This is a genomic window from Candidatus Devosia phytovorans (assembly GCA_029202405.1).
GTDB lineage: Bacteria > Pseudomonadota > Alphaproteobacteria > Rhizobiales > Devosiaceae > Devosia > Devosia phytovorans.
This window is the reverse complement of sequence record CP119312.1, coordinates 3,349,165-3,373,330: the sequence shown is the minus strand read 5'-3', so window position 1 is coordinate 3,373,330 and position 24,166 is coordinate 3,349,165. Positions and strand designations below refer to the sequence as shown.

Sequence of the window (24,166 nt, the reverse complement as noted above, 5' to 3'; positions counted from 1 at the left end):
CTTCACCAACGCCCTACTGATTCGAAAACAGTGCTTGCCAACTAGGGAAGTGACTGTAGTTGGAGGCGCGGCGCTATGATGTCTTCATAGGATCCAAATTCCTTGATGCCGCCCGCCATAACTTCTGCAACAAAATGGCAATTTCGAAGGGTGCTAAGGCGGTGAGCAACTATTATCAAAGTAATATCTTCGCCGAGACCTTCTATGGAATCCATGAGATTGCGCTCAGTTTCGTCATCCAGCGCACTGGTCGCTTCATCCAGTATGATGACGTCGGCCTGCTTGTAAAGCGCCCGGGCAACGCCGATGCGTTGCCGTTGGCCACCGGATAGTCGGACACCACGTTCTCCGACAAATGTGTCATATTGTTCGGGCCATGAAGTTATCACGTCGTGCATCTGCGCCCGGCGCGCTGCGTCGAGAACCCGCTTGATGTCGATCTTGTCCCTGCTCACACCAAAGGCAATATTTTCGGTAATGCTGTTATCAGACAGATAGATGCTTTGCGGGACATGCGCGATATGAAGCTGCCAGCCGCGCTGGTTGGTCTGGTCGATAGGGGTGTCATCCACAACGAGCTGCCCCGATGTTGGGCGCAAGAGACCCATCATTATATCGAGGAGGGTGCTCTTACCCCCGCCAGTCTGCCCAAATATGCCTATCCGACTGCCTCTTGGTATGGTCAGATTGAGTTTGCGCAAAACTTGCGGGCCGCCTCGTCCATAGGTGAAGTCGATTTCGCGAAGGACCATTGTTCTGTTGAAGGGAAGTCGTGCAGCGGGCACTGTTGCGCCCGTGTCAATTGTCTGACCAAGCAACGCCATCATGTCTCTTAAGGATGCTTCTGCGCCTCGGATCGTGGACAAAGACGAATATCCCTGTTGAACGATCGGTAGCAGGCGTTGCGCACCGAGCGCCAGCGCACCGAGCAGAGGGACGGCGGCCTCACCGCCGTTGCTACGCTGGGTAATCCAGACAGCCAGAATGGCTATCACAACCATGCCGAAAGCCTCGATGAGAAATCGCGGACTGCCCGTTGCGATGATCTGGCGTCCTTGAGCGAGGCGGAGCGGCCGGTCGGAAGCCTGGTAGATTCTGCTGCACAATTCCTGAGTGCTATCCAGCAGAACGTCCCGAATTCCCCCCAACCCCTCCTGCAATGCCTGTACGACCTTGGACGACTCCCTTGCTATGATCTCACTATCGCGCCGCATGCTTTCTCGGGTTATGCGAAGGACAATCCAATAGAGCAGGCCGACGACCATAATCGAGCTGACCGCAATAATGGGGTCGATAGCAAGAAGTGCCGCGAGTATTCCGACAAGCAAAACAGCAGATGTTATGATGGTCAGGAGCGGCACAAGCACACTGCTGATAATGGTTGCGGTCTTGACGATTATGCCGTTGATGACTTCGCTACTGTTGCGTTCCAGATGCACCGAGTAGGGCTGGTACAGAGTGCGTCTATAAACTTCGAGGCTCAGGTCGGCGCCGAGGGCAAACGAAAACTTGGTGGTAGCATATAGCAGCAAAAGCCGGATGGCCCCCGCCACAAGTGCAGCGCCGCAAAAGGCAACACCCATCAGTAGAACGAGGTCGGATGACGTCGTGATGGACCACCTGTCTGCTACTGCCCTGAGTGTCGAATTGGACAGGATTTGGTCCGGCGCAGTGAGGGCGCCGAGGAAGGGAACGATCAGGCCGATCGAGGCTACTTCGGCGACCGAGGCGAGAATCATCAGAACGATGAGGGCATAAAACTGAACTCGCCGGCGACGCGAGAGGTGCTTCCAAAGACCCAAGACATAGTGCAGTAGCATGAATTACATATTCTCGGCTCGTCGGCAGGGTGGCGCAGGGATACCAGCATGGTTTTGCGCATGCAACGATTGCCGCGGTCACCCATGCGGATGAACTGTGTTCAAGCGAGTTCATTGGCAGGCAAGTTCTCTTCGGGTTACGGTCTCATCGGAGAATGAATCTCCATTTCGGCGGCGGATGGTTCCTCGACGCTCGGCAAACCAGTATCGCCACCAATTACGCGGGGCGATCTTCCTTTTCCGGCCGGTTCCGCTAAATGGAGGCAGTCAAAGAACCAATTACGCCTGAAGCGCTGCCGGAAAGCCCATTGCCATGCCAAATCCTAAAGTCGCATTGATCACCGGTGTCACAGGGCAGGATGGTGCGTATCTCGCGCGTCTGCTGTTGGACAAGGGCTATGAGGTTCACGGCTTGAAGCGGCGTTCGTCGTCGTTCAATACCGGCCGGATCGAGGATATTTATCAGGACCCGCATGATGTGAATCCCAAGCTGATTCTGCACTATGGCGACATGACGGATTCGACCAATCTCATCCGCGTCATGCAGGAAACGCGGCCGGATGAAATCTATAACCTCGCCGCGCAAAGCCATGTCCAAGTCTCCTTCGAGACCCCCGAATATACGGCCAATGCGGATGGCATTGGCACTCTGCGGCTGCTCGAAGCCATGCGCATTCTCGGGCTCGAAAAGACTTCGCGCTTTTATCAGGCCTCAACTTCCGAGCTCTACGGCCTCGTCCAAGAGACGCCGCAGAGGGAAACGACGCCGTTCTATCCCAGATCACCTTATGCCGCGGCCAAGCTCTATGCCTTTTGGATCGTCGTGAACTATCGTGAAGCCTATGGGATGCATGCGTCCAATGGCATCCTCTTCAACCACGAAAGCCCCTTACGCGGAGAGACTTTCGTGACACGCAAGATTACCCGCGCCGTTGCGGCCATCAAACTGGGCAAGCAGCAATGCCTTTATCTTGGCAATCTCGATGCCAAGCGCGACTGGGGGCACGCCCGCGAATACGTGGAAGGCATGTGGAGGATGCTGCAGCAGGAGACGGCCGACGACTATGTCTTGGCGACGGGCGTGACGACTCCGGTTCGCGACTTCGTTACGTGGAGCTTCGAGGAAGCAGGGATCGCCCTCGACTGGCAGGGCAGCGGGTTGGAGGAGCGCGGCATCGATTGTGCCACCGGTGATATTCGTGTCGCCGTCGATCCGCGCTATTTTCGACCGACCGAGGTTGAGCTTCTTCTTGGCGACGCAAGCAAAGCCAGGCAGCAACTGGGCTGGAACCCCTCCATCACCGTCAAGGAACTTGCCGCGGAAATGGTGCAGGCCGACCTTCAGGTCATGCAGAGTTCGATGGTGATGAAGGAGGCCTGACATGTATGATCTGGCTGGGAAGACCGTTTGGGTGGCCGGGCATCGCGGAATGGTAGGTAGCGCTGTGGTGCGGCGCCTCGCCTCGGAGGCGTGCCAGGTCATTGTGGCTGGTCGCGATCGTGTCGATCTCAAGCGGCAGTCGCAAGTGGAGATTTTTCTCAGTGAAACCCGTCCCGATGCGATCGTCATGGCGGCCGCCAAGGTGGGCGGCATCCTGGCCAATGACACGCTGCCGGCAGAATTTCTCTACGACAATCTGATCATTGAGGCCAATGTCACGCAGGCGGCCCATGAAAGCGGCGTAGATCGTATGCTGTTCCTCGGCTCGAGTTGCATCTATCCCAAGCTTGCACCTCAGCCGATCGAGGAAAGTAGCCTGCTCACCGGTCCGCTGGAGCCCACCAACGAGTGGTATGCCATCGCCAAAATCGCCGGCATCAAGCTGGCGCAAGCGTATCGCAAGCAATATGGCCGGGACTATATCTCGGCAATGCCGACCAATCTCTACGGTGTCGGCGATAATTTCGACCTCGATACCAGTCACGTTCTGCCCGCACTCATCCGCAAGACACATGAGGCAAAGGTGCGCGGAGACGACACCGTGACGATCTGGGGAACGGGAACGCCGCGACGTGAATTTCTTCATGCTGATGATTGCGCCGACGCGCTGGTCTTCCTGCTCAAGTCCTATTCCGGCCACGAGCATGTCAACGTTGGTTCTGGCGAGGACATTTCTATCCTCGATTTGGCACACTTAGTGTCGTCCGTCGTCGGTTACAGAGGCGAGATTGTCCGTGACCTGTCGAAACCGGACGGCACACCGCGCAAATTGATGGACGCCGGCGCCATTCGTGCTCTGGGATGGTCGCCGAACATCCAACTGGAGCGGGGTATCGTAGACACCTACGAATGGTTCTTGCAGCAGCAGGCCTGATTGATGCCATGCCGCAGCGCCGCACCAAAACGAAAGCGTGCTGCCACTTCGCGGTTCGAAAACGCGACGGAATAAGGACTGAGGGTCATTTCAGTGTTGCATTGAAAGTGGAATTCTCATACCGGCGGGCGCTCTTCGATAAGTCCAAAGAGGCACTGCCGCGCCTTCTGCTCGTCTTGGCCGTCCACCCATTCCATGAGCTGGGCGAATGCTTCGTCAATGGGCACAGGGCTTTCCTTGGGCGAGCGGCGGATCTTGGGGTGGTCTGTCGTCTCGACCGCATTGTCGTCGTAGAATAGCTCCTCGAACATTTTTTCGCCAGGACGCTTCCCAGTCACTAAAATCTCGATGTCACCATCCGAGTTTTCGGGGCTGCGCACGGTCAGGCCTGCCAATTGAACCATGTTTTCGGCCAGGTCCTTGATCAGGATTGGCTTGTCCATGTCGAGCAAAAAAATGTCTCCGCCCTGGGACAGCGCTCCTGCCTGAACGATGAGTTCGGACGCTTCGTGAATCGACATGAAATAGCGCGTCATTGTTGGGTCCGTGAGCGTCACCGGTCCGCCCTTGGCAATCTGCTCCTTGAAAAGCGGTACGACCGAGCCGTTTGATCCAAGAACATTGCCGAAACGCACGGCGGTAAAGCGCTGTCCCGTACCTGCCTCAGCCGCCTCGGCTGCCTTCTGGGCCACGATCAGCTCTGCCCAGCGCTTTGTCGCCCCCATCACATTGGTCGGGCGGACAGCCTTGTCAGACGATATCAGTACGAAGGTCGACACACCTTGGCGATAGGCCAAGTCCACAACATTCCTCGTTCCAAGGATGTTATTGCGCATGCCTTCGAGGGCATTCGCCTCAATCAGGGGCACATGCTTATGTGCAGCAGCGTGAAACACGACGTCGGGAGCGTAGCGTTGCATGGTCGTCTGGACACGTTGCTGGTCAACGATTGATCCCAGGATCGGCACGACCATTGGCGGCACCGCGCCGAGTTCACGTTCAATATTATAGAGCGCAAACTCATTGGCTTCGAAAAGGATGAGGCTTTTCGGTGAAAGCTTGACGATCAGGCGGCATAGTTCCGAGCCGATTGATCCCCCTGCGCCAGTGACCATGATGGTCTTTCCCTCAACCATGGACTGGAGCAGGTGCGGGGCAGGGGGCACCGAAGAGCGTCCGAGCAATTCGTCGATGTCGATCTCGCGAATCTGGCTGACCAGATAGCGGCCGTCCATGATGTCGGTGACCGGGGGGACAGTCCTGATCTTGATACCTTGGCGACCAACCGAGGTGACGATTTCCCGACGTCGAGCCGCGTTGAGTGTTGGAATTGAGAGGATGACTTCCTCAAGCCCGTATTGCTCTGTCAGCATGCCGACAGCAGAGGGCGGAAACACTCGTATGCTGGTCACGTCCCTGCCGTGAAGTGTCCGATTGTCGTCGAGGAAGGCGACGATCCGATAGTTGCCCTGCCTGCGCAGGGCATTAGCTAGTTGGGCTCCGGCCTCTCCGGCGCCATAGATCGCGATGGCCTTGTTGTGCTCACGGTTGGCGCTGGCGGGCCATAAGAGTTTTTTGGCGATGAACCGGCTGCCGCCAATGGCGATCGTGGCGAGCGCCCAATAAAGAATAGGCACTGATCGGGGTACCACTACGCTTAGGGTTATCTGAGAGAGAAAGATCACCAAAATCCAGCACAGCGTTGCCAGCGTCGTCGCCTGCAATGTGGTCCAAAGGGCCCTTTCTGGGAGATAGCGGATTACGGCGCGGTAGAGGCCCAAACGGACAAATATGGGAATCGCTACGATCGGCGCGGTCAGGATAAGCAGGAAGTCGTAAAGCGTCGCCGGCGGCGTCCACAGGCCATAGCGCAGGGCGAAGCTTGCCCACAGAGCGGCAGCGAGGGCGAGGGCGTCGAACACGATGATGATGACGCGTTTCCAGAACCTCGGAAGGCCCGTCAGCATCGTAATAACTTTAGTCATGCCAAATCTTTGCTGCAGCGCGCTGAACGCGGGCGAAATCGACTTCGGTACCAGTAGCACAACTGCCAGGCGACCGGGAACGACGGGCATCGATGATCCACATAGTAGAAAGGTCAACGCTAGCAGTTGAATCGAACTGCCGCGTTTGCGATGCAGCCTACTGATCTCGGGTGGTCATCGGATCACCGTTTCCTCGACCGATTAATGTCTTCAATAGGATGGACACATCCAACCGCACAGAACGCAATCTCACATATTGCTCGTCCCAGCTCGCCAACAGTTCAGGCTGGCTCATGTCCACCTGGTTGATTTGCGCAATGCCGGTGATGCCAGGCTTGATCGACAGAACGCTGAGCTTTTGACGTTCAGAAATCACGGCGTGCTGATTGGGAAGAGATGGCCGAGGACCGACAAGACTCATCTGGTTGAGAAGGATGTTAAAAGCCTGCGGCAACTCATCGAGCTTAGTGCGGCGCAAGAATGTGCCGAGCGGCGTGACTAGCGTTGTCGACGCTTCGTGCGTGCCGACATTTGGGGAACCTTGGGCCATAGTTCGGAACTTATAGCAGGTGAAAACCTCACCATTCTGTCCGACCCGTTTCTGGGCGAATATGCCCGGGCCTGGCGACTGCAGGCGAACGGCAAACCAGATCATGGCAAGAAGCCAGATCAAGGGTAGCAGTATGACAAGCGCAGCGCCAAGATCCATGCAGCGCTTGATTACGGCAAAGATTGGGTTTCGGGACTGATCGCGAGCGACAATCTGTTGACCCGGACAATCTGGGTCGAGCAACGCCTCCCAGCACTTATCGACGACCGTTGCGATATCAGTTACAGGCGTGATGGCTGCATAAAGTTCCAGCAGAGGCTTGCGAAGCACAGGAGGAAGGCGGTCGAGGATGGCGAGTTTTCCGGCTAGGCGATCCCCAACCACTGCCGCCAAATGCAGGATGCGCGTGTCAATGCCCTCAGCTTTAGCAACAAGCTCCGAGGCCGCTCTTTTGCTTGTTGCGTAGGGAGATTGGTTGCGGGCATCGAGAGACTGCACGGTCGAGGCATAGACAAAGCGCTCTATGCTGGCGCTTTGTGCAGCCAGCAGGACGGTTTGGGTCAGACCTAGATTAGCCCGGAGAAACGCGTCAGCGCTCTCTGATGCGTTATTATTCAGAACGGCCAAGTGCAGCAGACCGTCATAGCCTTGGCAGTGTTCGGCAAGGTTGTCATAGCTGCAGCACTCAGAGCCAGGAAAAAGCGTCCGTAACGCATCGGGATCACGGCCGACCAAGAGCAGTTTGGCCCCTCTGGAGAGGAAGTCTTTGACCAGGGGGCGTCCAATGGAGCCCGACGCCCCGGTAATGACTATTCTCAACTGTTTGGTCTCCGCGTTGAAACAACGGATAGTTGGGACGGGGTGTTCTCGCAAGGTACCTTACAGGATTGCCGTGTTGAGCCCGGGAGCATGGAGCCGCGGCGGTGCCTTGTCTCTTCAAACTGCCTTCAACATCCGTCCAAACATCCAATAACGCCAGGAGATATGGGCGAACGATCAGTAACGCCAGGAGATATGGGCGAACGATCAGTAACGCCAGCTATCACAGAATGGCGCAGCGTCCGGATTGGCTCCCGAGTTGCTGGCATGCAGATCCAGACTATGGATTGCGCGTGCATTTGACCGGTTTTGAAACCGCGCAGCGGTTTGGCAAACGGGCCGCGAATGCAGCTTCCGATTATTCGATGGAGATGGTCTTGCGCAGGCAATCTTTTGAAGCTGGGAAACAGCGATGACTGGTATTTTGGCATGGCTCAAATGCGGCGGGCTCGGTCAGGTCATGGTCACCTGAGGCCAGCCTTGCCCACGCGAGCAGCATCGAGGAGTTGCCTTTCCTGGCGGATCAACATCTGACACGGCTATTCAATGGTGCGCGACGCGCCGAGACTTTCGGTAGCGTCCAATTGGCTGAAACCCGATTCCTGCATGGCGACAGCAACAGGGCGCCGGACAACACCGAACCTGGCAGGAAGAAACGCTGATCCTCGCCCAGGATCATGCGGGCCATGTGCGGTCCGACCAGACCGACGAAGCCAATCGTGCCGACAAAGCTCACCGGGACCGACGCCAGCAGGGAGATGATCAGCATGGTTTCGAGCCGGATGTAGCGCACGTTGACGCCAAAGCTTGCGGCCTTGTCCTCACCCAGCCGGATGGCCGTCAAGGCCCATGCATTGCGGGCGAACAGGGGCAGCGCGATCAGCAGCACAGTCAGCGTGATCCAGATTTTTGGCCATGTCGCTTTGGTGAGGCTGCCCATGGTCCAGAACACGACTTGCGATAGCGCCTGTTCGGAGGCCAGATACTGGACGAAGGCAAGCAGGGCATTGAAGGTGAAAACCAACGCGATGCCGAGAAGAACCACGGTTTGCACCGTGACGCCGCGCATCTGCGAGACGAAATGGATAAAGAGCGTAGCGACCAGCGCCATGATGAAGGCGTTGACCGGCACGATAAGGCCGGCGGCGACTTGCAGGAGTGGCACCGTGGTAACAATGCCCAGGGCCGCCCGAAAGCTCGCGGCCGCGGAAATGCCCAGTGTAAATGGGCTCGCCAATGGATTGGCGAGGATGGTCCGCATCTGGACGCCAGCGACGGACAAGGCTGCGCCAACGACAATGGCCATAGCGGCCACCGGCATGCGGATATCCCAGACTACGGTCCGTACCTGATCGGAAACGGCGGCAGGATTGACCAATGCCAGTACCACTTGATCGAGCCCATAGCGGGCCGGGCCCCAAGCCAGATCGAAAGAAAAGAAAGTAGCGACGCTGCGGTGAGCGCTGCGAGGATCAGAATCTTGCGATGGGTGCGGGCGCGGTATTCACCACGCCCCTGGGCCGCCGCTTCCATGGATGAACTGATGTCAGCGGCGACCATGACTTACTCGTCAGCCTTGAGCGAAATCCACGAGCCTGGCTTGTATTCGATGGGTAGGAAGCGGTCGTAGAATTCCTTGAACGTGGCATCAGCATCGACATCGGCGAAGAGGTCGGGATGGAACCACTTGGCCATCTCCTCGATCGCCACGAACTGATAGGGGCTCGTGTAGAACTGATGCCAGATGGCATGAACATCCTGATTGGCCACGGCGGTCGACCCGACAAAGGCCGGTGCGTCGACGACAGCAGCCAGCGCGGTGCGGCTGGCTTCGGCATCGTCTGCAGCACCCGGGCCCACGCTGACGAAACCGGTGGCATTGTCCGAATTGCGCCAGTCAGAGCCGGTCACCACGATCACGTCGGGATCGGACGCGATGACCTGTTCCGGATTGATGGAGCCTGTGTAACCGGGAAGGAAATCTGAACCCAGGTTGTGTCCACCAGCGCGCTCGACCATCAGGCCAAAATTGTCCGGACCAAAGGTGCCGCAACATTCGACTAGGCCTGCGGCCCGGTACATGAAGACGTCCGGGCGCTCCGGCGTGTGGGCCGATATCTGCTTCATCATGCGCGATGCCGAAAACAACATGGAGCCGCGCGCCAGTTACGATGTCATCACCAACCGGCATCTGGTTTGGACGCTGGTCGATGCTCCTGCAGCATTTCGGGAATGATTCGAAGTGCTCAAGCCCGGAGGAAAACTGCTCATCGTGGACGGCAATATGGCTCACAGGAGCTGGGTCATGGCGCTACGCGCACAGTTTGATCGAGCCCCACCACGCCAACCTTGCTCCGAGCATGGCCGACCGGCTGCAGGCGATCCGATCGCAGGTTTATTTCGCCGACCAGATGCCAGCCTCGGCTGTGGTGGCCGAGCTGGAAAAGGTCGGTTTTGTGGATCCTGTCATCGACCGCAACCTTTGGAGGATCCACTGGGCGCAGGCCCGCAAGATGAGTTTCTGGCGCGGACTTGAACGCCTCGTCCAGCAGCGCTTTGCCATCTGTGTGACCAAACCGAATTAAACTGCCTGGAACGGCCGTTGTTCGAAAAAAGGGCGGGCCTGAACGAACCAAATCGCATGCCTTGTCTCAGTGTCCAAATCGCTGATTGAAGGCGCGCAGGTCGGCATGCAACATGCGGAAACTTGCGTGCCGCTCATTGTAGAGTTCATGACGGGCAGTATCGGGGTCGAATTGCCGATCAAAGCGCACAAGCTCTCGCACGGCGTCGGAGAGTGAGGGGAAGGCGCCGCTGCCCACGCCTGCGATGATCGCCGCGCCCAAAGCCGCAGTGGCGGTTACACTGGTGCGTTCGAGCCTGGCGCCCAGCACGTCGGCTCGGATCTGGCACCAGAGGTCGGAGCGGGCGCCACCGCCGCCGATGCGGATTGTGTCGAGTGCAACACCAGCCGAGTCTTGCAGCGCCTCGAAGGCCCAGCGAACCGAATGGGCTACGCCTTCAAGAACTGACAGAGTGAGCTGTTCGGGGCCGGTGCCGGCATCGAGCCGCGCGAAGACGCCACGCGAGGTGGCATCCCAGATAGGCGCGCGTTCGCCGGCCAGGTGAGGAAGAAATAATGGAGTGGCCGTGCTGGACTCAGTGGTGGCGGCCATCTGCAGCAAGTCGGATGTGGAGCGGCCGAGCAGCGTAGACAGCCAGGTCAGCGACGCGCCGCCCGATTGGGTGGGTGCGGCATGCAAGCGTATCCCCTGATAGGGCGGGAAAAGGATGACCCCGGGTGTTGGCACTACCTTGGAGGATATTATGCCAGGAACTTCGCTTGTGCCCGACTGATACATGGCGTCACCGTCAGCGATGACGCCACAACCGAACATGCCAGCCCAGGCGTCCATGGCACCAACCATGACCGGCGTGCCGGCGCAGGGCAGGCCCTCCCTCACGTGACCGACGATATGGTGATAGGGAAAGAGTTGGGGCAAGCGCGTCGCGGCGCCGGGCACCAGATCGAGAAGGGGCGTAACATAGCGGCCTTCGCCATCGACAAGCCCGACTGCGGCCATGGGGTCGGCCGCCAGCACGCCGGTCAATTGCAGGGCCACAAAGTCCTTGGGGAGCAGGACGTGCTGCGCGCGCCGCCAGATGTCCGGTTCGGTGCGGGCGATGAAGGCCATGCGCGCCAGGGCATGGCTGGCGTCGATCGGTACCGGGCCGCCAAACCAGGCGGTTTTTTGGGCTGTCGTCACCTGTGCATCGAGGGCCAGGGCATCACTGGCGGGTCGTGTATCCTGCCATGTCAACGCAGGGCGCAACGCTTCGCCGTCCGCACCCACGAAGACATGCGTATTGACCTGCGAGGTGAGCCCGATGCCGGCAAGCCCAGCCAGATCGGCAACATTGGCGAAATGTGAAAGCGCGGCCAGCACGCTATCCATCCACATGTCGGACGATTGCTCTGCCATGCCAGGAGTTGAACGATCCATGTCATGCGGGCGGGAAAACTGCGCCAGTTCGCGCCCGCTGCCGTCGATCATTGTAGCCTTGGTGGCAGTGGTTCCAACGTCAATGCCAATCAGGCTCAAACTCACCTCAGGCTCCCTCGCTTTGCCCCTTGCCCATTGTCTCGGGCACCATATAGTGCCTTGAAGCATAAGGAAAACAACCGCCGACATATGGTTTGTCAGCGGAAGTTTTAAGGGGAGGGCTTTTCCATGCTGTCCAAGACCAAACTGGCCGTGTCCGGCCTCGTTCTCGCTATGTCGGCATTCTCATTCGGCGCTGCTCGTGCCGAAGGCAATGTGGCTATAGTTACGCCCTATATGGCGCAACCCGGCACGCAATTTTACGTCGAGGCCTTCCAGGGCGTCGCCGCGGAAAAGGGCTGGAACGTCAATGTCATCGATACCGCCGGTGACGTTGCCGCCGTCATCAGCCGCATCGAAGACATGGTGACGCAGAACGTCGATGCCATCGTCATCAATGTCGACCCCTCCCAGGTTACTGCCGGCCTGCAGGTTGCCAAGGATGCTGGCATTCCTGTTTTCGGCATGGACGCCGGTTCCGATCCACTGCTGGTGACCAATGTGACCAGCAATGGCTACGCCATGGCCGCCGAAACCTCGACCTATGTTGCCGACCGCATCGGTGGCGATGGCAATGTGGTGATGTTCGTGTTCGATGCCTTCCCGCCGGTGCAGGTGCGCGGCGTCGTGGCCGATGCCGTCTTCGCCAACCATGCCGATATCACCATTCTCGACCGCGTGACGCCGGACGTCTCCGATGGCGGCATTGCCGACAGCCGCGCCAAGATGGAAGCCATTCTGGCAGCCAATCCCGAGCAAGGCAGCATCAAAGCCGTCTGGGCCGCCTGGGATCAGCCAGCGCTCGGCGCGCTACAGGCCATCGAAGCGGCCGGCCGTGAAGGCGAAGGCATCATTGTCACCGGCATCGACGCCAATCCGCAGGCGCGCGAGGCCATCGCGGCTGGTGGCAACTTCGAGGCTTCTGTCGCTCAAGACTTTTCCGGCATCGGCGCCGCGACAGCCGATGCCGTGGCGCGTGTGCTGGCTGGCGAGGACATCCTGCAGTCGGTGATCTACGTGCCGACAAAGCTCGTCACCAAGGCCAATGCCAGCGAGTAATCGTGCAGCAAGCTTTGTCCAACCGGCAAGAGGGCGCTCAAGTGGCCCCTCTGCCACCGCTTCTCGCCGCGACAGGCGTCGCCAAATCCTATGCTGGCGTGCCGGCATTGCGCGGCGCCGATCTCGTGATCGCGCCGGGCGAAGTCCATGCCTTGATAGGGGAGAACGGCGCCGGTAAGTCGACGCTGATCAAAATCTTGGCAGGCGTTGTCACTGCTGATAGCGCAACGATCACAGTGGATGGCCGCCCGGCGGAGATCGACAGCACCAAGAGCGCCTACCGGCTGGGGCTGCGCTTCATCCACCAGGAATTCAACGTCGTTCCGACTCTCTCGGTGGCCGAGAATATCTTCATGGGTCGGCGCTACCCGCGTCGAGCCGGTGTGTTGGTCGATTGGGCTGTGCTCAATGCCCAAGCGCAGCGCGCGTTGACCCGGTTGGGAATTGACCACATCGATCCGCGCCTGACGCTGGGCCAGTTGTCGCTGGGCGACCAGATGCTGGTACGCATTTCGGCGGCATTGCTTGACGACGCGCGGCTCTATGTGATGGACGAGCCAACCGCTGCCCTCACACGCGACGAGAGCGAACGGCTGTTTCGCGTGCTGCGCGAAATCCGCGCAAGCGGCAGTTCGGTTCTTTATGTGTCGCATCGGCTCGATGAGATCATGGCGCTGTGCGACCGGGCTACCGTGCTGCGTGATGGCAAGTCCATCGATAGCGGCAAGATGGCCGATATCACCCATGATGATCTCGTCGCCATGATGATCGGCCGCAAGGTCGAGGAGGCCTATCCCAAGGCGCAGGTTGTCCCGCGCGACGGCTTGGCGTTCGAGACCACCGGGCTTGAAGCGCCCGACCTTGGTCCGCTCGACTTCACGCTTCGCCAGGGCGAAATCCTTGGCATTGCCGGCCTCTCTGGCGCTGGGCAGGCCGAACTGGTCCATACCCTGTTTGGCGATATCCGTCCTACCGCCGGAGCCATGACGCTCGATGGCAAGCCCTACACCCCGAGTGGTCCCGGTGCGGCCTGGGCCGCGGGCATTGCCTATGTGCCGCGCGAGCGGCGTGCACAGGGGTTGATCATGCGCCGTCCGATTTTCGAGAACATTACCTTGACTCATCTCAAGCGCCAGAGCTTGGGCGGAATCTGGCTGACCCCACGCCGCGAACGGGCCTTTGCCACACGGATCGGGCAGGGCATGCAGCTCAAATCTGTTGGCCCCGACCAGCCGGTCTTTGAGCTCAGTGGCGGCAACCAGCAAAAAGTTGTCTTCGGTCGCGCGCTGGCGGAGAGGCCCAGACTGTTGTTGCTCGAAGAGCCGACGCGTGGCGTCGATATCGGCGCCAAATTCGACATCTACGCCATCCTGCGCGATCTGGCGGCGCAGGGTACCGCCATAATTCTCGTATCGTCCGACCTCCCCGAATTACTGGGCATGAGCGATCGGATAGCCGTCATGCGTGACGGCTGTTTCGACGCGCTTGTTGACGCTGCCGGGCTTGGAGAAGACGATCTCATCAACCTCTGCTATGGCCGGGTCTCCGGCAATATGGTGGCCTGACAATGCAAGTTTTCATCCGTCGCTATGGCACGCTGATCGGCTTTGTTGCCATCGTGCTGTTCTTTTCGATCATGCTGCCGGGCACATTCCCTACCGCACGCAATTGGCTCAACATTACGCAGCAGGTTTCGATGCTGATGGTAGTTGCGGCTGGCATGACCATCGTCATGGTGATGGGCGATTTCGACCTCAGCGTTGGCTCGATGGCCAGCCTTGCCGGCATCGCAGCTGCGCTGCTCATGGCGGCAGGTCAGCCGATCTGGATCGCTGTCGCAGGAGCATTGCTGGTCGGGTTGCTGGGAGGCGCCTTCAACGGTGCCATGGTCAGCCTGATCGGTATTCTCCCTTTCATTGCGACGCTTGCGACCATGACCATGTTTTCCGGTCTCGCTTTCGTGGTCAGCGGCGGCAAGACCATTTCGGGCCGCGCCATTCCCGAAGAGTTCGGCAGCTTTGCGCGCGGCGGCATTCCGCTGGGTGAATGGGGTGGCGTCGCGGTCAGCCTGCCCAATCTGTCGATCATCGCCATTCTGGTCGTGCTGGCCGTCTGGATCCTGCTTGAGCAAACCACCTTCGGGCGTCGGCTCTATGCCATTGGCGGCAATATGGAGGCGGCTCACCTCGGCGGCATCGCCGTCAAGCGCCTACGCCTGATTGCCTTTGCCTTGACTGGGTTCGCGGCTGCAGCGGGCGGGCTGATGTATGCCAGCCGTGTGGCATCGGCTAATCCCGTGCAGGGCAGCGGCCTGATGCTCAATGCCATTGCCGCAGTCTTCCTCGGCACCACAATGAGCAGGCATGGCGAACCCAAAATCCTTACCACGGTCATCGGCGTCTTGGTTCTTGGCGTGCTCGACAATGGCCTGACCCAGATGAGTGTCGACAGCTATGTACGTCAGGTCATGGTTGGTGGCCTGATCCTGATCGCGGTTGCAGCGAGTTCGCTGGGCCAGAAGCGGCGATAGGCATATCTCTCGCCGCCTATGGACGGGGAGAGGAGAAGTGTATCGCTGGCACTCAGCCTTCTCACGCAGCCTTACTGTCGCGCACCAATTCACCGCCCACGACGATTCCGCGGCCCAGCGTAAGATCGGCACGGGCGTGGGCCATGCTGCCGGCGTTCTTGGCCTCTTCGACGCCGAGTTCGCCAAGTCGCCGGTCAACTGCTGTTGCACGCACAGGGGCAGATCGAGATCCATCACGGTGCCGATGGCACGATGATCGCATGTCTGTCCCGTGTTTGATGTCGTACTAGCGGGTGACGTCGTCCCCGAGCTCGGACACACCAAGCTTTTCCAGCACGGCATCCAGCGGTTCGAATTGGGTCCAGAAACCAACGGGAATTGTGATGTCGCCACCCAGCGCACCGGTTTCCTTGTACCATGATCCGGTAAAGGTCGCCTCGCGCAGCTGCAGGCCGCCGTTTACGGTCCAGCTGTCGGCATAAAGTTCTGCGAGCTGCGCCAAGGCGGACGGATCGACATCGGGGCGAGCGCGGCTCATCGCGTCAACCCAGCGCTGCGGCTCGGCGGCATAGTCACGAGCCGCCAGCGTCAATGCTTCGAGCACGGCTTCCAGATCGGCACGGCGATTGGCCAGAACCTCCCTTGAAACTACATTGACCTTCGTGACGATCGGAGCTGCGCGATAGAAAGTATCGGCATCGACGAGGATATTGAGCCCTGTCCGTTCCGGCATGGCCAGAAACACACCGATGGACATTGTCGTGGCGTCGACTCGTCCTTGTTGGAGCGCTTGGGCCCGCACGGCCGGGTCTCCAAGCGGCAGATAGGTCATGTCGTCGATCCTGGTGCCGCGGCTGCTGAGAACCTGACGGGACAGGGTGTAGTCGAGGCTGTTCTCCCGGCCAACGCCAAAGGTCCCGGCACTCAGGCTGTCAAACGTCACCCCATCGTGCGCCGCGATGATATAGGGGATTGCCTTGTCGGTCGAACCGACAGCGACCAGGCTGGAATCCTGCCGCGCGTAAAGGCCCAGAAGGGCCTCGGTCGAGATATTGGCCATTTCCCCATTACCGGTCAGAAGGGCGGTGACCGCCATGGGCGTCTGTGCCGCCGGCACCAGCTCGACATCGACCCCGGCGCGCTCGAAATAGCCCTCGCTTTCGGCAAGGTGGAGAACGGAATTGGGTACCAGTGGCACCTCGGTAGAGGTCACGATAATGCGGAAGGGTTCGGCTTGTGTCGGCACAGCGCCCAGCACTGCAGCTGTGGTGGCCACCGCCATTGCAAGCTTGATTATCATCAACTCGGAAACTCCTGTCAGGGTATGGTTAGACTTTGGCGACCGGCTCACGGCACAGCGAAGCGGCGCTCCAGATGACGCAGCACGGTGGCAGTAGCACCGCCAATGGCCAGGGTCGTGAGGACCGCCACAAAATAGCGGGGCATGTTGAACGAGGCGCCATAGCCGACGATCAACCCGCCCAGGCCGGTCATTGCAGTGTAAATCTCTGCGATGATGCAGGCTGTCAGCGCCTGGGCCGCTCCAAGGCGCAGTCCGGCAATCATTTGCGGCAGCACTTGCGGCCAGACCACGAAGAACTGGGCCTGTAGCCTGTTGGCACCCAGGCCACGCGCAGCTTCCTCGGCGCCCCGGTCCACACTTTCAAATGCAGCATGGGCCGTAGTGGCAATCACGATCGCTGCCGCCAGCAGGACGATGACGATCTTGGCCGCAGCGCCGAGCCCCAGGAGGGCCACGAAAAGCGGCATGAAGGCGATGATCGGAATGTTGCCGAGAAAATCGAGCACGACTTTCATCACTTGTCCAAGCAGCGGCGACAGTCCCATCAGGCCGGCCAGTCCCCAGCCGACGAGAATGGCTAGTCCCAGCCCGGCATAGTAGTTCTGGATCGTATTGACGACGGCATTGAAATAATTGCGACGATCGTCCTGCAGCATGGAGAAAAAGGCGTCGGCCGTCTCGCCCATGGATGGGATGATGGCCCGCGAAAACTGGGTCGCAATCCACTCCCAGCTACAGACCAGCGCGATCGCCAGCAGAAGGACGATCCAGTTTTCCGCTCTGACGCCTCGCAGCCACCTTACCAGCTTCCTGATATCCCTGATGGCTTCTGCCACGTCTTCGGCCATCGAGCGCTGGATGCCCGGCTTGTCGACAATAGCGGCGCTCGCGGGGTCTGCAGCCTTGGTCGGCGGGTTCCCTGTATCGGCCAAGTCAGAGTGCTCCAGTGGTCATGCTTACTATTCGGTCCCGGGCGACGTCCTGTATTGGAGGCGAACTCCGGGACGAGCAATCGGGTCTCTGAGGACCCCAATCAGCGTGTCGCTGTCAAGCCTCAGGGCGCTGCGTTCGGCAGCCTGAAGGCTATGCATTCACCCGAGATGCAGTGAGTTACGTCGATGACAACGTCTCGGTACAGTCGCCGAAGGCTGGTTTTAGCTCTGATCAGGAAGACCGGGCCATCTCGTTATCGACAAGATTCTGGCCGTCCATAGTGCTGGGAAAACCAGTCAAAGAGTTCACGCCGGACAGCAACGGTTAGCGCGTTGCCTTCAGAGAGAAGCCAGAAGGTAATCCGGAACCACTAGGCTCCGCGTGTCCAACGGGACTCCCGTTTCCATGAAGATCGACGTAACCCCGGCGCGTTGGCCGGCCAGGATATCAGTATCAAGCTTGTCGCCGATCATGATCGCGTCGGCAGCACAGACACCCAGTCTTGCGATGGCGGTGTGAATGATGGTGGGGTCGGGTTTTCCCATAAAGATCGGCGTGGCGCTGGAAGCGGCGGCGATGGAGGCGGTGATGGCGCCGGCTCCCGGTTCGAACCCATCGGCGAGCGGACGGATCAGATCGGGATTGGTGCCGATGAGGTCCGCGCCACCGAGAATATTGCGCAGGGCTGTGGTCATCATCGCATAGTCAAAGCCTCGATCGAGAGCGACGATCACGGCGGCGGCGTCATTTTCCATCAGGACAAAGCCGCAGTCTGCCACACGTGCCTTGAAGGCCTGCGTGCCGATGACATAGAGGCCAGCGCCCGGCGCATATTTGGCCTGGACGAAATCGAGCGCGACATCGCCCGAGGTCACCACCTGTTGAGGAGTGCAGGCGATGCCGAGCCTTTCGATCTTTTCGGCAAAGGCAGCGGCGGATTTCTCGGCATTATTGGTGACAAAGCAATAAGGAATGCCCTCGCTCTGCCAGCGATTAAACCGCTCGACGGCGCCGGGCACCGCCTCATCCCCGCGATAAACGACGCCGTCGAGATCCGAGAGGACTGCGGAAAAACTGAGTTCGTCAATCGAGCCGAGACGCCGTGTGGTTACGCTCATTCGTCCTTGGCTCCAAGATTGGGGTCCAGCATGTCGCGCAGCCAGTCGCCCACGAGGCTGATGGCCAGGGTGGTGAGGAAGATCACCACGCCGGCTGGAATGCCCATCCACCAGGCCGCGGTCAAGTGGTTGCGGCTTTCGCTAGGCAGCAGGACGAGGCTGGTGCCGGAGAGCACGAGGCCGCGGGCCGACGGCGGCGCCGATCACCGTCGCCATGATGGCGATGAGAATACTGGTGCGCATGGCGTAAATTACGCGGCTAAAGACGTCGTGGCCCAGATCGTCTTCCGGCGATCGGGCAATTGCCCTGCCTGGACGGCCAGTTCGAGATCTTCCCATTCCGAGGTGCGGAAGAGTGCGTTGGGGCAGCATGGATGAACTGGTTGGCGACGACGCCATGGGCACCGGGCGGCGCGCCGGTCATGGTGGAGGTAACGGCGACGCGGGTCTCGCTCGGGAAAATCGAGTGTGAATCGAGGAAATTGCTGCCCTCGGCCATGAAGCGGAAGAGATTGAGCATCAAATCGACCGTGACGCGGTCGTGGCGGAGCCAGTCGAAGGTCAGAAGGACGATCGAGTCGCTCGCTCGTCCTAGCTGGCGACAGCCGTGCCCGGGGTAACCAGTTTGGGACGGGGGCGGCTGGCGAGCTTCATCTTGGCGGCCAAGCGGTTCGCCTCCTCATAGGGCATCGGCCGACCGAGGAAGTAGCCCTGTGCGGTTTCCACTCCAAGTGCGCGCAGCGCTTCGAGTTCGGATGCGGTTTCGACGCCTTCCGCCAGAATCTGACTCTTCGTCTCGCGACCAAAATGCACCAGCGCAGCAGCCAGGGCGTGGCGGGCCAGATCGTCCTGGATATTGCGGGTGAGGCTGATGTCGAGTTTGATGATATCGGGCTGCAGCGCCAGGATATGGCGCAGGCTGGCATAACCCGCGCCAGCATCGTCAACAGCCAGTCGTACGCCCCCTGCGCGAATGTCGTTGAGAGCCGTGCCTAACGCGGAATAGTCTTCAACGCTGGCATGCTCGGTGATTTCGAGCACCACCCGCCGTCCCTGTTTGGTAGAAATAGCCTTTGTCACCGCGCCCGAGATGACGGTTTCAGGCGACACATTGAGCGTCAGATAGAGCTCGGAAGGCAACTGGTCGAGAAGCGCCAGGCCCTTTTCGACGGCGCGCATCTCGAGCTCTGTGCCAAGGCCAACATCTGCCGCCAACTTGAACCAGACGTCTGGTGTCCAATCCTCGGGCCCGGAAAAACGCGACAGGCATTCAAAGCCAAGCAGCCGGTTGTCGGCAATGCGGAAGATAGGCTGCAGGACGATCGACAATTCATCGTCGCCCAGTACCTTCTGGATCCGTTCGTGATTGGTCCGGTGCTCGGTCTTGGCTTCGATCTCGCGGCCGATGATCACGGCAGTCAGTTCCGCCACGGCGCGCATCATTTTGAGGTCGCGCTGGTTGAGCGAAGGTTGCGGCTCGGTGCTGATGCAGCAGAACATGCCATGCGTCTGGCCGTCCTTGAGCGTGATCGGCACGCTCATATGGGCGCGTATGCCCATATCGGTGGTGAAGGCCATGCTGGCGGCATCGGGCACGTCGAGGACGTCAGGCATCAACTCGGGCAACTGGCCATCAAGGATGCGCTTGCAATAGACATAGTCGAGCGGCATGGAGTCGCCGGGCTTGACTACATGCTCGAGGCCAGGCGCGTCTACCTCGCGGAAATAGGTGCGATCGCCGACAAATTCGGAAACATAGGCCACCTGCATGCCAAGATGCACGCGAACAGCCTCCAGGGCGCGCCTTAGGGAATAATCCGCCTTATCGTCCAGCGCGGTCGTCAGACCCTTGAGGTCGAAGATATCTGTCTCGCCTGCGTTCATGGAAACCCTGCTTTCCTCCCACCGCAAGGCCCAAAATGTTCAAGCGAGGGAGGCAACGGAAGCTGCCATCCGCTGCAGGCCTGACGCTAGGCTTTACGGAGAAACCCGAAATTATCATACGGGCGAAGGCTTAAGCATTTATTGCCGGGTTATTCCGCTTTTGACCAAGCGCAAGGTGAGCGTGCCACGTCACGCCCATTAACCAAATCTTTGAACTGATTAATACTTCGTTAAACTTTTATTAAAGTTGTGTTAAGACTTCTCCGCGGCGTCGCCTGTTGCGGCGCAACCATGGCGGGGTTGTTATGCAGTCAGAGTTTGCGTTCTTGGTGCACCCGAGAAATACGCTGCGTGCAGATATGGGCATTCTGTTCGGTCGGCCTTTCTCACTGGTTCCTGAAATCATCTGGCGGAATGCCCTCAAGCACTTGCCAGTGCCGCCCATGGTTACAGGCAAGATTTCCCGGGTGGATTTGCCAAAGAAGGTCGTTGGCCGGATCATTACCGTGCCGTTGACGCCCACCCAATTGCTGACCTTGCCGCGCTCCCAGGTTCAGGGTCGCATTTCCGATGCGGTCGATCTGGCGCGCGACCTCGGCGCCTCGGTGGTTGGCCTTGGCGCGCTGACCGCCCCGGCTTCGGTCGGCGGCAAGGCCTTTGCCAAGCGCACCGACGTCGGTGTCACCAATGGCAACGCGTTTACCGCCGCCATGACGATGCAGGCCATCGAAACGCTGACCGGCTCGCTTGGTCGCGACCCGCTTATCGCCATCGTCGGTGCGACGGGCAGCGTTGGTTCTTGCCTCACCCGGCTTTACGCTCGCAAGCATCCTGGCCGACTGATGCTGGTCGCGCGCAATGAGCAGCGCCTGCTCAAGCTTGCCGCCGATGTTCGCCGGGATGGCGTCGAGGCGACAGTCAGCACAGACATGCTGGACGTGGCCAAGGCAGATCTCGTGGTCCTGCTGACATCCTCGCCTGACGCTCTGCTGCGCAGCGAACACCTCAAACGTGGCGCCATCGTGCTCGACGACACCGTGCCGCGCAATACCGACGAGGGGCTACTGACCGAGCGTCCCGATGTGCTGGTCGTGGATGGTGGGCTGGTCGAAATCCCCGGCTTCGAGCTGCGTGGGTCGATCGCCTTGGCGCCAAAGCTCGCCTATGCTTGCCTTGCCGAAACCATGCTGCTGGCGCTGGCTGGTCACAAGGGCCACTTCTGCATGGGCGACGCCCAGGTGGACCAGGCCGAGCATATCCTGCGGCTGGCCGACGAATATCGCCATCTCGGCTTCCACCTGGCGCCCTTCCGCTCCTTCGGCAAGCTGATCAAGGACGCACCGGCACATGCTCCTGTCTCCGCAATCCAGGAGGCCGTCACATGCGCCGCATAGTCATCCTCGGGGGCGGCTATGCCGGCCTCCATGCCTTTTCGGCTTTGCGGACCAAGCTCCGCTCCCGCCTGCGCCGCGGCGAGGTGGACGTGACCCTTATCTCGCGCGAGGGCTATCACACCTACCACGGCTGGACCGGCGAAGTGCTGACCGGACACCTTCCGGTGAGCGACACGCTGACCCCGCTGGAGCCCATGCTGGGTGACAATTTCGTTCAGGGTGAGGTTGTTTCAGCCGATCTGCCTGGTCGTGCGCTGACCGTGCAGGGGGCCGATGGCGAGCGCGAAATCCGTTATGATCACCTGGTGATCGCGGCCGGTTCGGTGGATCCCTTCGATCGTATCCCGGGCTTGGCGGAACACGGCTGGTGCGTCAAGGATACGCTGGACATGCAGGCGCTGATCGGCGAGCTCGATCGTCGGGATGCTGCGGCCCGGCCACGCAGCGTTGTAGTGGTGGGCGGCGGTCCCGCCGGTGTCGAGACGGCGTCGGCGCTGGCGGCACGCTTCGCCCGCGATGGTGCCAGCAAGGTCAATATCCATCTGGTATCGTCGAGCGATGAATTGCTGCCCTCGATGCGCCCGGCCTTCAACCATATGGCCGACAAGGCAGAAGGTTCCCTGCTTGCCCAGGGGGTACAGGTTCATCGCGGTGCCCGCGTCTCTCAGATCCTCGCCGATCATGTTGCTTTGGAGAATGGCGAGACCATCTCGGCCGATATGGCCATTGTGGCTGCCGGCGTGAGTTACAAGGTGCTCAGAGGCACGGAGGCGCTACCGCGCAATGCTGCGGGCCAGATCCTGGCCAATGACGACCTGCGCGTGCGGGGCAGTTCCAACGTCTGGGTCGCCGGCGATCTGGCTGGTGCGGCCCATCCCGTGACCGGCGAGGCTTGCCCGACCAATGCGCTCTGGGCCATGGCGCAGGGCGATTGCGTCGGCGCCAATATCGCCCGCGCCGTCAAGGGCAAACCGGTCAAGCGCTTCGGCTTCAAGGGCCTCGGCCAGACCGCTGGCCTGGCTGGCCAGCGCGGCATCACTGAACTTTATGGCATGCAGTTCACCGGGCGCCTCGCCTGGGTGATCCGTATTCTGTTCTTTGCCTGGTTCATGCCCTCGCGCAGCCATGCGCTTTCGGTGGTCATGCACCTGTCGCAGACCCTGTGGGGCTCGGTTCGCGAAACCGCTTCCGACGTGGCGGCCACGGCAACGCCCGGCGAACGCCCGGCGCCAGTCCCAAATGCAACTGGTCGCCTGCGGTAAGGTGGCCCAAACCGAGCGTCACGCGCTCGAGGCAAGTTGGTTGACAAGGCGCGCAGGCCCAGCGGGTTTGCGCGCCTTTTCTTGCGCCCTCGAACCGGACGTTATTGCGCCTTGTCGTTGTCAGGTCACTTTTTCCTGCGCAGTCCATGTGTTAAGGTGACTGAACAAGTCAACTTGAACGCGCCCCATGTTCCATCCCCAGATGCAATCCCGGATCGAGGGTTTCGCACCCAACGGCGGCCCGAATTGGCGCAGCTGGCAGGGCATGCTCGCCGATGTCTGGGATGTGCAGGGTGAGGCTGGCGCCGGCGGCGAATATGTGTCGCCACATGCCAGGCTGTTCGTCATTCTCGATGAAACGCCGGCCGATGCGATCCTTCTCACCGATGACCCCGGCCGCGTGCCTGATGGGGCGGCGGGCCGGCTGAGTTATATCCCGCCCAACATGCGCACCTGGTCGATCGTGCCGCGACAGGCGCGCCTCTGCCACCTGGATCTGCATCTTGATCTCGGCCATTTGCGTAACCGGCTCGGCCTCTCGCTTGATGCCCTGCCCGGTGATGCGGCGCGACTGATGTTCGATAATCCGGTAATCCAGGCCCTGTCCGGTCTTCTGGCACGCGAATGCCAGCAGGCCGCGCGTCACGATGCCTATGGGGAATCGCTGGCACTGGCCATCTGCGTCGAACTCTTCGAACTGCCGCGGCAGGCGCTTGAGCTCAAAGGACAGCTATCGCCCCGCCGCCTGCGGATGGCCTGCAAATATCTGGGCGACCGTTGCCTGGAGGCAGTCCGTCTGCAGGATCTGGCCGAGCACGTCGGCCTGTCCTCGTCCTATTTCTCGGCAGCCTTCAAGGCGTCGACCGGCCTGTCACCGCTGCAATGGCAGATGCGCGCGCGCATCGAGCGCGTCAAGGCATTGCTCGAATCCGGCGCTGGCAGCCTGAGCCATCTTGCTGGCACGACCGGGTTCGCCGATCAGGCGCATATGACCCGCGTGTTCAAGCAATACACTGGCCAGACGCCACTCGCATGGCTCAAGGCCAGGGAGCGAGCGCTCTAAAACCGGCGTTGAATCCTTCAAGCGACCG

Annotated in this window: 19 protein-coding genes and 3 pseudogenes; 9 read left to right on the top strand and 13 right to left on the bottom strand. The window is 60.0% G+C overall.

The genetic code is table 11. The annotated features are described in order from the left end of the window. Positions 1-41: 41 nt before the first annotated feature. Positions 42-1,820: an ABC transporter ATP-binding protein gene (locus P0Y65_16525; GenBank protein WEK03779.1), complete on the bottom strand. Its 1,779-nt coding sequence runs from the start codon at positions 1,818-1,820 to the stop codon at positions 42-44. A 313-nt stretch (positions 1,821-2,133) separates the two neighbouring features. On the opposite strand from P0Y65_16525, the gene gmd reads away from it, so the two are divergent. Together gmd and P0Y65_16515 are read left to right on the top strand one after the other, a co-directional pair. Further along, positions 2,134-3,201, top strand: a complete 1,068-nt coding sequence (gene gmd / locus P0Y65_16520; GenBank protein ID WEK03778.1) for a GDP-mannose 4,6-dehydratase — start codon at positions 2,134-2,136, stop codon at positions 3,199-3,201. 1 nt (position 3,202) lies between these two features. Next, positions 3,203-4,135 carry a GDP-L-fucose synthase gene (locus P0Y65_16515; GenBank protein ID WEK03777.1) on the top strand — a complete coding sequence of 311 codons (933 nt, stop codon included), beginning with the start codon at positions 3,203-3,205 and terminating at the stop codon, positions 4,133-4,135. A 116-nt stretch (positions 4,136-4,251) separates the two neighbouring features. Here P0Y65_16515 and P0Y65_16510 read toward each other — a convergent pair whose 3' ends face one another. From P0Y65_16510 to P0Y65_16495, 4 genes and pseudogenes are all read right to left on the bottom strand, one after another. Further along, positions 4,252-6,210 carry a nucleoside-diphosphate sugar epimerase/dehydratase gene (locus P0Y65_16510; protein ID WEK03776.1) on the bottom strand — a complete coding sequence of 653 codons (1,959 nt, stop codon included), beginning with the start codon at positions 6,208-6,210 and terminating at the stop codon, positions 4,252-4,254. Between the two features lie 67 nt (positions 6,211-6,277). Further along, on the bottom strand, positions 6,278-7,489 hold the full coding sequence (locus P0Y65_16505; GenBank protein WEK03775.1) for a sugar transferase: 1,212 nt from the start codon (positions 7,487-7,489) through the stop codon (positions 6,278-6,280). Positions 7,490-8,099: 610 nt separating this feature from the next. Continuing rightward, positions 8,100-9,049: pseudogene (locus tag P0Y65_16500) on the bottom strand (iron ABC transporter permease). A 3-nt stretch (positions 9,050-9,052) separates the two neighbouring features. Then, positions 9,053-9,586: pseudogene (locus tag P0Y65_16495) on the bottom strand (ABC transporter substrate-binding protein). A 16-nt stretch (positions 9,587-9,602) separates the two neighbouring features. Between P0Y65_16495 and P0Y65_16490 the strand changes: the two are divergent. After that, positions 9,603-10,074 (top strand): annotated as a pseudogene (locus tag P0Y65_16490) (methyltransferase domain-containing protein). A gap of 66 nt (positions 10,075-10,140) precedes the next feature. On the opposite strand, the gene P0Y65_16485 reads toward P0Y65_16490, so the two are convergent. Next, positions 10,141-11,598, bottom strand: coding sequence for an FGGY-family carbohydrate kinase (locus tag P0Y65_16485; GenBank protein WEK03774.1), 1,458 nt, complete (start codon positions 11,596-11,598; stop codon positions 10,141-10,143). A gap of 123 nt (positions 11,599-11,721) precedes the next feature. On the opposite strand from P0Y65_16485, the gene P0Y65_16480 reads away from it, so the two are divergent. Genes P0Y65_16480 through P0Y65_16470 form a run of 3 tightly spaced genes read left to right on the top strand, consistent with a single transcriptional unit; the run spans position 11,722 to position 15,181 of the window. After that, positions 11,722-12,651: a substrate-binding domain-containing protein gene (locus P0Y65_16480; protein WEK03773.1), complete on the top strand. Its 930-nt coding sequence runs from the start codon at positions 11,722-11,724 to the stop codon at positions 12,649-12,651. Between the two features lie 41 nt (positions 12,652-12,692). Further along, entirely contained in the window at positions 12,693-14,216 is a 1,524-nt protein-coding gene (locus tag P0Y65_16475) for a sugar ABC transporter ATP-binding protein (protein WEK03772.1), read from the top strand. 2 nt (positions 14,217-14,218) lie between these two features. Further along, positions 14,219-15,181, top strand: a complete 963-nt coding sequence (locus tag P0Y65_16470) for an ABC transporter permease (protein WEK03771.1) — start codon at positions 14,219-14,221, stop codon at positions 15,179-15,181. Positions 15,182-15,242: 61 nt separating this feature from the next. On the opposite strand, the gene P0Y65_16465 is transcribed toward P0Y65_16470, so the two are convergent. The 7 genes from P0Y65_16465 to P0Y65_16435 form a co-directional block, all read right to left on the bottom strand. Beyond that, positions 15,243-15,395 (bottom strand): hypothetical protein, encoded by a 153-nt coding sequence (locus P0Y65_16465; GenBank protein ID WEK03770.1) that lies wholly within the window; start codon positions 15,393-15,395, stop codon positions 15,243-15,245. Between the two features lie 72 nt (positions 15,396-15,467). Further along, positions 15,468-16,481, bottom strand: a complete 1,014-nt coding sequence (locus tag P0Y65_16460; protein WEK03769.1) for an ABC transporter substrate-binding protein — start codon at positions 16,479-16,481, stop codon at positions 15,468-15,470. Positions 16,482-16,528: 47 nt separating this feature from the next. Next, positions 16,529-17,416: an ABC transporter permease subunit gene (locus P0Y65_16455; GenBank protein WEK03768.1), complete on the bottom strand. Its 888-nt coding sequence runs from the start codon at positions 17,414-17,416 to the stop codon at positions 16,529-16,531. 339 nt (positions 17,417-17,755) lie between these two features. Next, positions 17,756-18,535, bottom strand: coding sequence for an HAD-IIA family hydrolase (locus P0Y65_16450; protein ID WEK03767.1), 780 nt, complete (start codon positions 18,533-18,535; stop codon positions 17,756-17,758). Next, the gene (locus P0Y65_16445; protein ID WEK03766.1) at positions 18,532-18,711 is read right to left on the bottom strand and encodes a hypothetical protein; all 180 of its coding nucleotides are present in this window, start codon (positions 18,709-18,711) and stop codon (positions 18,532-18,534) included. The genes P0Y65_16450 and P0Y65_16445 overlap by 4 nt, the downstream gene beginning before the upstream one ends. A gap of 83 nt (positions 18,712-18,794) precedes the next feature. Then, entirely contained in the window at positions 18,795-19,100 is a 306-nt protein-coding gene (locus P0Y65_16440; GenBank protein ID WEK06824.1) for an alkaline phosphatase family protein, read from the bottom strand. Positions 19,101-19,126: 26 nt separating this feature from the next. Next, a complete protein-coding gene (locus P0Y65_16435) occupies positions 19,127-20,419 on the bottom strand; it encodes an EAL domain-containing protein (protein WEK03765.1) in 1,293 nt (430 codons plus the stop codon). Between the two features lie 467 nt (positions 20,420-20,886). On the opposite strand from P0Y65_16435, the gene P0Y65_16430 reads away from it, so the two are divergent. The 3 genes from P0Y65_16430 (at position 20,887) to P0Y65_16420 (ending at position 24,138) form a co-directional block, all read left to right on the top strand. Beyond that, a complete protein-coding gene (locus P0Y65_16430; protein ID WEK03764.1) occupies positions 20,887-21,813 on the top strand; it encodes a polysaccharide biosynthesis protein in 927 nt (308 codons plus the stop codon). Continuing rightward, complete coding sequence (locus P0Y65_16425; GenBank protein WEK03763.1) at positions 21,801-23,075, top strand: FAD-dependent oxidoreductase; 1,275 nt, start codon at positions 21,801-21,803, stop codon at positions 23,073-23,075. Before P0Y65_16430 ends, P0Y65_16425 begins: the two co-directional genes overlap by 13 nt. 187 nt (positions 23,076-23,262) lie before the next feature. Further along, on the top strand, positions 23,263-24,138 hold the full coding sequence (locus tag P0Y65_16420; protein ID WEK03762.1) for an AraC family transcriptional regulator: 876 nt from the start codon (positions 23,263-23,265) through the stop codon (positions 24,136-24,138). Positions 24,139-24,166: the final 28 nt, after the last annotated feature.